The organism is Foliimonas ilicis (assembly GCF_039939195.1).
Lineage (GTDB): Bacteria > Pseudomonadota > Alphaproteobacteria > Rhizobiales > Rhizobiaceae > Foliimonas > Foliimonas ilicis.
Window position 1 is genome coordinate 106508 of sequence record NZ_JBDUUH010000018.1, and the last position, 8149, is coordinate 114656.

Sequence of the window (8149 nt, forward strand, 5' to 3'; positions counted from 1 at the left end):
GCTATATTCAGACCGACGCCGGTCACTATGGAACTATCCGTCCAAGAGCATTGTTAGCTCGCCACTCAGCGCAGACTGAATACGCGATATTTTTCGACCTGCACGATGACGATGAACTTTTGTGGACAAACCGGCGTTGAATGTAGCACTTGGGAAGTGATGCGCAGTGTAGCCATCTTGGTGCTGCCGAGTGTAGCAGCCGAAGAGAGCTACCTAACGGTAAGAGCGGCTGTTTTTGGTGTCCGTTCGTGATGACACAGGCCAACCGGTTTTCGCCGAGAGAAAATCGGGGCAGTTTCGGGTTGGCTGGCCAGATTGGTTGTGACTGGCTTGTTCCTCTATAAGGCGATCAGCATCCAAATCGCTCCATTGCTCACGTTACTGCGCTGGATGATTTTACCTTTGCTGCAGCATGTCGATTTCTTTCTTGTGGTGGCGCGGCATCGCGTAGTGATGGTCGCATATAAGGCCAACAGATTGATTTTCTTCTGTTTCCAGTATTCGATGCAGAATTAAACGCGAGGAAATCCGATGAGACGCACATCCTTGACGATTGCAGTCGCCACGATTGTGGGGACATGCAATGCGACATCGATTATAGACCGCGATCCGGAAGAGATTAGCGAAAGCCTCGCGAAGTTGACGGTTGCCGCTTTCTATTGCGCTGGCAACTTACGCATTCAACACACCGCTGTCGATCTTGTGTGGGATATCCAGCAGTTGATGACAGGTGTCGATCCTGACAGCGAGGTAGGGAAGAAGCTTCATGCCGATCAGGCAAACGCGGTCGAAAAAGTCGCGAAGAAAAACGTTCATGTCTTTTGCAACGGTGTGCTCGCCGACTATGGCCCGCAAGGCAATGTCATTGCCGGACTAGTTTTCGTCCCTAGAAGATAGACAAAAAAAACGCCTCCCGCTCTTTTCGGAGGGCGGGGCATTCACCCGCAGTAGCATACAGCAGATACCATCCAAGAAAGGCCGAAAACTGCCTTTCAAGAGCCGCAATGCTAAATACCATAACGCGATCGAGCAGGATTCAGTTTCGCAAGATCTTTTTCATCTTCTGCGACGGAGAATGCGAACCCAACCCCGGCGCCGGCGGATGGGGCGTTGTCGTCTATCGCGATGGCGTCGAAGTGTACTCTGAATGCGGCGGTGCTGATCCGGCACCCAACAACATCATGGAATGACGGGCGCGTTGATGGCTCTTCGCTGGTTGGATGATCGCGGAGTGATCGAACCAGTGGCAGGCAGGCCGGAAGAAGAAGGGCTGGCGACCACGGGGCGCGAGGCCACACTGGCTCTGCGGTAGGCCGATGGCGGAACAGCATCGATACGCGATATAGAGGTGGGAATATGAAGCGGCGGACATTTTTCGAAGGATTTGGCATGTGGGGCATAAAACAAAGGAAAGCGGCGTGACCGATCCGAAGATTGAAACTTTGCAGGGCTCAGCTAACATTCAAACCGCAGCGCAGTGGCTTGCCGTCATGCCGGACGAGAAACGTCCGCAGCCGCTGGTCCCGTATCTCAAGCGTGAGTTTGGGTTGAGCTCTGGTCAGGCAATTGAGGCTATGAGGGAAAGTTGGTTAATTAAGGCGCGGGCGTCGTGACAGCAACGGCGAACAACACGGAGGGGAGCATGACTTCTTCAATCAACGAACGTGTGACGAAAATTGTCAGCGTCTGTCTCAACGTGAAGCCCGAGACGATAACACCTCAGTCACATTTCATCGACGATCTTGGCGCAGACAGCTTGGTCTTAGTCGATCTCCTGATGGCTCTCGAGGATGAGTTCAACATCGAAGTGCCAGACGAGGATGCCGAGCAGTGCTTAACAGTCGGCGACACCGTCAAATATATCGGAACAGCAACAGCATGACGGATGCCGGAGCAAACCTCAAATGCGCAGGTCTCCGACAGGCTTTCTTACCGACCGCGATAAACGGCAAATCCGCAGGACGATATAGACTGGAAAGGCAGTGGCCCCGATTAGCGCTGCGGCCTTCATCCTTTAAAACAGTCAATTTGTTACGGCCGAACTGCACGCGAGATATGTGGCAACTTCGGCAAAATCATCGTGCATTCTTGAGTAGGATGGCATAAAATTCGCTGTTCTCGCTCTCTGCGTTAGCCAAAATAGCGAAACGTGTGTGTCGGCTGCTGCGCTTAGCCCTCGAGTCAGCGATGTTTGCAGTACAGTCGTGCAAAATGTGGGCCGCAGGCGACGTGTTTTAATCATTTCTTTTAGCAGAGTAAAAGGCACAAAAGTTAAGACGACCGCCGACTTTTCATGACTGCAGTGCGTAGCGAAATGCGTCGCCAGAGAGAGCACAACGCAGCGGCATAAATCAGGTTCGCGCGGATCAGGGGTTCGGGTTTTGGATGCTAGCAAGATAGGCCAGCAGAGCATTTACCTGCTCTGCGGAGGCCTCAAACTGTGGCATGTCAGGGTGGCCTGCATAAATACCTTCTGTGAACGCTTCCTCTAATGCATCGAGCGGATAGCGCGCCGAAAGCTCTCGCAAGGGTGGTGCTTCGGCGTGGCGGCTAGCATCGTCTGTCGAGATTGCGTGGCAGACTACGCAGTTCTGTTCAGCGATCTGTTTGCCTTTCTGAACGAGTTCGTCAGCTGACGCTGGAAGAACGAATGCCACTAACACGGACGTGAGGGTGAGTCTTTTCATACCCCCACAGTGGTGCAAAACTGTTAACCGACTGTTTCGGTTGCGTAGGAGTTTAGTTTCAGCAGGGTAGCGCACGCGATTCATACCCGCCGGTCGTCGGTTCAATCCCGACCCCGCGACCACTTCTGTCATAACTCGATAACTATCGACATCTGAAACCGCCCAAAAGCGGGGTTTTGGCGCTCGCAGTGCCCGAAGGTAAATGCCGCTGCTCGAACGTGATGGCTAGATAGTTCCAGCGCATCGTTAGCCGTTCGCCCAAATCATCGGCTCTTATTGGCAAACGGTATCATTCATGAGTCTATCATACCAAAAAATCAATTGCCCCATCCTTTGGCTGCGGCGGTAGATTTCGAAAAGCTCTACGCTTTCGTTGATCGTGAGCGCGCGCGCAATCCTGCTGTCATGGCTTTCCCTGTCCTATTCGGCTTCACCGTTGCCGGGGCCGGTGCGGCAGATTGTAAGGCCTTTTTCGGGAGGTCCCCAAAGGGAGGCTTCCAATCAGAGTACTGGCACGCCCTACTCTGTGCCTTCATTGGCTTTTGGATCGTGACCCGCTGGGTCAGATATAAGGGGTGAGGCTCTTGCATCTTCTGCGCCGCAGGGTGGTACGACTGGAAGTCGAGTTCGAGGTTTTCCCTGTCGCGAATTTGCGCCACCAATACACGCCGCTGGCTGGTTGATGCTATGCTAGACAAGCATTCGATCCTGCAATTCACGGTCGGGCTTCAGCTATTGGCTGGCCGGGAAACGTATCGAAGAACGATCACGATCCCACATAATGCCGCTGTCGGACCGGCGCTCTGCACCGTATCCACAAGATGGGCTTTCCGATCCGCGTCACAAGTTCGTCGATCAGCTTTGATATTACGCCGTCTGTCAGTCTGGTGCCGTTCAAAACGCAACCGCCTGTGGATTTGGGTGAGGCCCAGCACATGAGCTGTGGGACTGTAGAACTGGGCCTCGTGTTGCGGGGTCTGCAACGCGGGCCTAATGGCATACTCCAGAAGATTTCGGAAGAGAGATTTTGGCCATCACGACAAGGCGTATGAATGTAGAAGACCCCGCGACCTTGGGCGAAGAAGGTGCGGGGTTCTCTTGATTGCACATTGGCTCGTGCGCAGTCGCAGATATAGGAATTGACAGTTAATAATTGCTAAATCGGTTCGTCTGGCGTATCAGCAATGTCATTAAGCTTCATCGCCCTGATTGCACTCAAAGTCGCTGTGATGCCGACACCAGCGGCGACCATTTCATCGAGCATACGGTCAAACAACTTTGCCAGCGCTTGGTCTAGGTCAGGCGTTTCGGGCTTGGAGGAGATTGAGTTTTCCGACATGTGACGCTCGTGATTCAACAATTACAATCTACTCAAAAGCAGAGCGATGGAAAGTCAAGGAGCCGAGAATTTAACTTTTCTCAACAGGCACGCGACATAAAAACCGACTGAGCTAACACTGGAACACGACGTGTCTGTCTTAAATTGATCCTCGCTACGGCGCGCGGTCTGGATGCAACTCGCCGAAGTCACATCGATCGACGAGGTGCAACCGAGCCCCGCCCTCTACTCGCCGTCCGAAGGCAGGCGGTGTCCTAAATAATACAAAACATTGCCTACAAATCACAATATGTCTGGAGCGGAAAACGAACTCGCAAAATTCGTATCATTCGCCGGATTGCTTCCTGGCGTTATCGTCAGGGCATTCTTTCGTTGATCTATCTCATGCACCGCCAACTGCCGCCGCTGTTTTTAGCTGGGTCGGCAATAGTTGAGATCCGGCTGGAGGGGTCTTCAATCATCAAACCGGGCCTCGTTGCTGCGCGCGTCGTCACAGCAAATGGTCAGCGAACCTCACAACTTTTTCGGATAAAGCTTTTTCGAGATTTTTTCACGCTGGCTTACAGGCAGCATTTTCATAATCAAGATGAAAAGTGAAAAGCAAAAACAAGCCATGTTGGTCAGAATGATAGGCCATTCAACGCGCATCATTCCGAATAATAACCATAAAGAGAAACCAATCACAGTGACCGAGTACATTCGGGCGGAAATTGCCGCGGTTTCGCCAGTCTTAACGATTTTCCATGCCTGAGGAACGAAACTCGTTACGCTACACAGGGATGCGAGATAACCAACGATCAGGGCTATATCCACAATTACTCTCACGTTGCGCATCAGCGATGCTTGGGTCTTTGGAGCAAGGACTGGGCGACGACATGGCCAAGTCCAATGCGAGCTGAACGCCAGACTGGACATCGGGCTCAGCAGAGTCGCTTCCCACAAGCAGCCGATACTGCGATCAGGTACCCGTTTCCTTGTTATCAGCGCCGGCTGGTTTAGATTCAGGTGATCCCTTATGTCTCAAGAAAATTGACAGAACGACGAGGACGGCCGTTGATAAAAACTCAGACTGCCAGTTCTGGAACGATTCAAACCACAGTTGGGAATCCATGAGATAGCTGCTGAGTGTCTGGGCCTCGACGCCGTGCCGTATCGCTTCCTCATTTGCGGCGATCAGGCTGAAATAATAATGCAGAAAGAACGAAGTAATGAACAGAAGTGCCATCGTCAGACCCAGAGAATGTTCATAGAGCGTCGCAAGCAAAGGGGCACGACGTTTCCACGGTGCTTTATCATTGGAGCGAGTTGGGTTATCTGGGTCGCGTGATTCCGAGGAGCCGCGCTGAAAAAGCACTGCCGTCAAGACAACATAAACAGCCATCTGCAGAAATTCACTTTCCCAATTTTCAAAAAGTGTCGAGAGAAAATTTCCGCTACAAACATACGCAAATAGTCCAAGACCCATCTTTCCGTGATCGACCAATTCTTTGTTGAAGGCATTCTGACCAGTCAGGATCATCCCAAACGCTGAAATAACAAACATTGCGCTCAAAGCGAGCGACAGGCCATTATCCCTCACAAATGTCTTCATACCTCAGTTCCTTACTGACCGCGCTGAAGAGGCTTAAGGGTTCATCACCACCTTGATGCAGCCGTCCTTCTTGTCGCGGAATGTCTTGTAAAGATCAGGACCTTCCTCAAGCGAAGCGGTATGTGTGATCACAAAGGAGGGATCGATCTCACCATCGACAACCTTCTGCAGCAAAGGCTCAAGATAGCGATGCGTATGCGTTTGCCCCATTTTGAAGGTCAGGCCCTTATTCATGGCCGCCCCAAACGGAATGTGGTCAAGCATGCCGACATAAACGCCGGGTACGGAGATTGTCCCACCTTTGCGGCAGGAATAGATCGCTTCGCGCAGGACATGTGGACGATCCGTGCCGATATGAAGCGCGGCCTTTGCCTTATCGAGCATGGCATCAGCGCTTGCACCGGCATCGGATTCCGTTCCGACACAATCGATGCATCGATCCGGTCCGCGGCCTCCTGTCATCTCCATAAGAGCGTCATAGATTTTGACGTCAGCAAAATCGAGCGTTTCGGCTTTGCCATATGATCGCGCCATCTCAAGGCGCTCTGGAACGGTATCGATCGCGATGACCCGGCCGGCGCCGAGCATCCAAGCACTCTGGATCGCAAATTGGCCGACAGGCCCGCAACCCCAGATCGCAACGGTGTCGCCAGCTTCTATTCCGGCATTTTCGGCAGCCATATAGCCGGTCGGGAAAATGTCTGAAAGAAACAGAACCTGATCGTCTTGCATGCCATCGGGAACTTTGATGGGTCCCACATCTCCGTATGGAATGCGCAGATATTCCGCCTGGCCGCCGGCATATCCGCCCAGCAGATGGGAATAGCCAAATAGGCCGGAAGGCGAGTGTCCCATTGCCTTTATGGCTTTATCAGCGTTGCGGTTGGACCGGTCGCACAGAGAAAAAAGCTGTTTTTTGCAAAAATAGCAGTCGCCGCAGGCAATATTGAAAGGAACGACAACGCGGTCGCCGATCTTGAATTTGCTGTGTGCTTTACCGACTTCAATCACCTCACCCATGGTTTCGTGACCAAGAATGTCGCCAGACTCCATCGTCGGCATGTAGCCATTCATCAGATGCAGGTCTGAACCGCAGATCGCGCATGAGGTGACTTTGATAATGATGTCGCGATCGTCCTCGATGATCGGGTCGTCAACGCTCTCGTAGCGAATGTCTCCTTTGCCGTGCCATGTAAGCGCTTTCATATTTCCATTCCTTTACTGACGAATTCATGCGCAATTTCGGTCAAACGCCGGGCGCGTGATCATCGCGATGTAAGGTGAGGGGACCGATGGTTGGAAGAAGTCACCCTCAAATGTGCCAAGAAAGCCCCGTACTAGAGGCTTTCTCAGCAATGGATTTATACGAGAGGTGGCTTGTCACCGCCGTAGCGCGCGCGTTCTTTCTCGATTTCCTCCGGCGAGTATGGGTCAGCGGTTTCGTCGAAGGAGCTCCAGCCTTCAGCGGCGTAAACCGAGCGGCGCGACGCCACGTCGACCTGGTTCGAACCACGAAGGATAGATTGGGCAACCGGCTCCAGTTCACTGTCGTCGGCTACGCGTGCCGTAACCAAAGTGCCGCCCCGGCGCACACCTTCTGCATAAACATGAGCGTCTTCTTCTGGCACACCTGAATCAGTGAGAGCGCCGACTAAGCCACCGGCTGCGCCGCCTGCAACCGCACCTGCCACGGCACCTGCGGCAGTAGCTGCGAGCCAACCGGCTGCAACGACCGGGCCGACGCCTGGGATAGCAATCATGCCCAAGCCAGCAAGCAAACCACCGGCGCCGCCTAGGGCGGCGCCTATCCCGGCACCTGTACCGGCTGCGGATCCTGCGTTGGATTCGCCGTCGCCGTGATATCCGTCGGCATTGCTTGAAACGATGCTGATGTCGTCTTCACGCAGACCAGCTGAGCGCAACTCGCTCACCGCGGCTTCAGCGTCGCTGTAATTGTCGAACAGTCCTGTAATGGTGCTCATAGCGTATTCCTTTCTTGAATAATAATTATTCGGCTACGACATTGCCCTGGTAATCAAGAGAAACGGTAACGTCTTTGCCGTCTTTCCTAGCCTTGGATGTCCAGATGCCGTTATCGCCTTTCACCAATTCGGTGACGTCGGCGAAGCCAGCTTCTTCAATCCGGCTTTTTGCTTGGCCTTCAGTAAAGCTGTTGGCGCCTTCGACCGGCGCGGAGGGATTTACTTCATCAGGCGATACAACTGCCGGCGTTTCCGGTTGTGCCGCCGGCGTCTCCTGGGCATGTCCATAAGTCGAAAGCGCAACAATCGTTGCTGCAGCGAAAACTAGTCGTTTCATAGTGGTCTCTCCGAGTTTCATGGGGTTAGGCCTGCGGTAAGAACCCTCGCTGGCACTACACGTTCCCTCCAGACGAAAAATTATTTCACCACCGGCAGCGTGGTCGGGTGTCCCGGTCTCAAAACACGGCACGCAATTAAAAATGTGAAACCACAGGTAAAATATACTGGGCTGCAGAACGGAACGAAGGTCTTGTTCGCGCTTTCTAAGAGC

11 protein-coding genes are annotated in these 8149 nt (G+C 53.0%); 4 read left to right on the forward strand and 7 right to left on the reverse strand.

Annotated features, from left to right (window positions below):
* Positions 1-546: 546 nt before the first annotated feature.
* From ABFT80_RS27080 to acpP, 4 genes are all read left to right on the forward strand, one after another.
* Entirely contained in the window at positions 547-897 is a 351-nt protein-coding gene (locus tag ABFT80_RS27080) for a hypothetical protein (RefSeq protein WP_347975049.1), read from the forward strand.
* Between the two features lie 107 nt (positions 898-1004).
* Positions 1005-1190 (forward strand): ribonuclease H family protein, encoded by a 186-nt coding sequence (locus ABFT80_RS27085; RefSeq protein ID WP_347975050.1) that lies wholly within the window; start codon positions 1005-1007, stop codon positions 1188-1190.
* 228 nt (positions 1191-1418) lie between these two features.
* On the forward strand, positions 1419-1613 hold the full coding sequence (locus ABFT80_RS27090; RefSeq protein WP_347975051.1) for a hypothetical protein: 195 nt from the start codon (positions 1419-1421) through the stop codon (positions 1611-1613).
* A gap of 29 nt (positions 1614-1642) precedes the next feature.
* Positions 1643-1882, forward strand: coding sequence for an acyl carrier protein (acpP, locus tag ABFT80_RS27095; RefSeq protein WP_347975052.1), 240 nt, complete (start codon positions 1643-1645; stop codon positions 1880-1882).
* Positions 1883-2366: 484 nt separating this feature from the next.
* On the opposite strand, the gene ABFT80_RS27100 is transcribed toward acpP, so the two are convergent.
* The 7 genes from ABFT80_RS27100 to ABFT80_RS27130 all read right to left on the reverse strand — a co-directional run bounded on the left by ABFT80_RS27100 (position 2367) and on the right by ABFT80_RS27130 (position 7936).
* Positions 2367-2687 carry a c-type cytochrome gene (locus ABFT80_RS27100; protein ID WP_347975053.1) on the reverse strand — a complete coding sequence of 107 codons (321 nt, stop codon included), beginning with the start codon at positions 2685-2687 and terminating at the stop codon, positions 2367-2369.
* A gap of 1156 nt (positions 2688-3843) precedes the next feature.
* Positions 3844-4026: a hypothetical protein gene (locus tag ABFT80_RS27105; RefSeq protein WP_347975054.1), complete on the reverse strand. Its 183-nt coding sequence runs from the start codon at positions 4024-4026 to the stop codon at positions 3844-3846.
* Between the two features lie 513 nt (positions 4027-4539).
* A complete protein-coding gene (locus ABFT80_RS27110; protein WP_347975055.1) occupies positions 4540-4941 on the reverse strand; it encodes a SemiSWEET family sugar transporter in 402 nt (133 codons plus the stop codon).
* 43 nt (positions 4942-4984) lie between these two features.
* Positions 4985-5617: a DUF6766 family protein gene (locus ABFT80_RS27115; RefSeq protein ID WP_347975056.1), complete on the reverse strand. Its 633-nt coding sequence runs from the start codon at positions 5615-5617 to the stop codon at positions 4985-4987.
* A 33-nt stretch (positions 5618-5650) separates the two neighbouring features.
* Positions 5651-6823: a zinc-dependent alcohol dehydrogenase gene (locus ABFT80_RS27120; RefSeq protein WP_347975057.1), complete on the reverse strand. Its 1173-nt coding sequence runs from the start codon at positions 6821-6823 to the stop codon at positions 5651-5653.
* Positions 6824-6978: 155 nt separating this feature from the next.
* On the reverse strand, positions 6979-7599 hold the full coding sequence (locus ABFT80_RS27125) for a general stress protein (protein ID WP_347975058.1): 621 nt from the start codon (positions 7597-7599) through the stop codon (positions 6979-6981).
* Positions 7600-7624: 25 nt separating this feature from the next.
* Complete coding sequence (locus ABFT80_RS27130; RefSeq protein ID WP_347975059.1) at positions 7625-7936, reverse strand: PepSY domain-containing protein; 312 nt, start codon at positions 7934-7936, stop codon at positions 7625-7627.
* Positions 7937-8149: the final 213 nt, after the last annotated feature.

Bases quoted from the DNA above. Each gene is read 5' to 3' on its own strand.
- acpP (WP_347975052.1), top strand. From the start codon at position 1,643: ATGACTTCTTCAATCAACGAACGTGTGACGAAAATTGTCAGCGTCTGT.
- ABFT80_RS27115 (WP_347975056.1), bottom strand. From the start codon at position 5,617: ATGAAGACATTTGTGAGGGATAATGGCCTGTCGCTCGCTTTGAGCGCA.
- ABFT80_RS27125 (WP_347975058.1), bottom strand. From the start codon at position 7,599: ATGAGCACCATTACAGGACTGTTCGACAATTACAGCGACGCTGAAGCC.
- ABFT80_RS27100 (WP_347975053.1), bottom strand. From the start codon at position 2,687: ATGAAAAGACTCACCCTCACGTCCGTGTTAGTGGCATTCGTTCTTCCA.
- ABFT80_RS27130 (WP_347975059.1), bottom strand. From the start codon at position 7,936: ATGAAACGACTAGTTTTCGCTGCAGCAACGATTGTTGCGCTTTCGACT.
- ABFT80_RS27120 (WP_347975057.1), bottom strand. From the start codon at position 6,823: ATGAAAGCGCTTACATGGCACGGCAAAGGAGACATTCGCTACGAGAGC.
- ABFT80_RS27085 (WP_347975050.1), top strand. From the start codon at position 1,005: ATGCTAAATACCATAACGCGATCGAGCAGGATTCAGTTTCGCAAGATC.
- ABFT80_RS27110 (WP_347975055.1), bottom strand. From the start codon at position 4,941: ATGTCCAGTCTGGCGTTCAGCTCGCATTGGACTTGGCCATGTCGTCGC.
- ABFT80_RS27105 (WP_347975054.1), bottom strand. From the start codon at position 4,026: ATGTCGGAAAACTCAATCTCCTCCAAGCCCGAAACGCCTGACCTAGAC.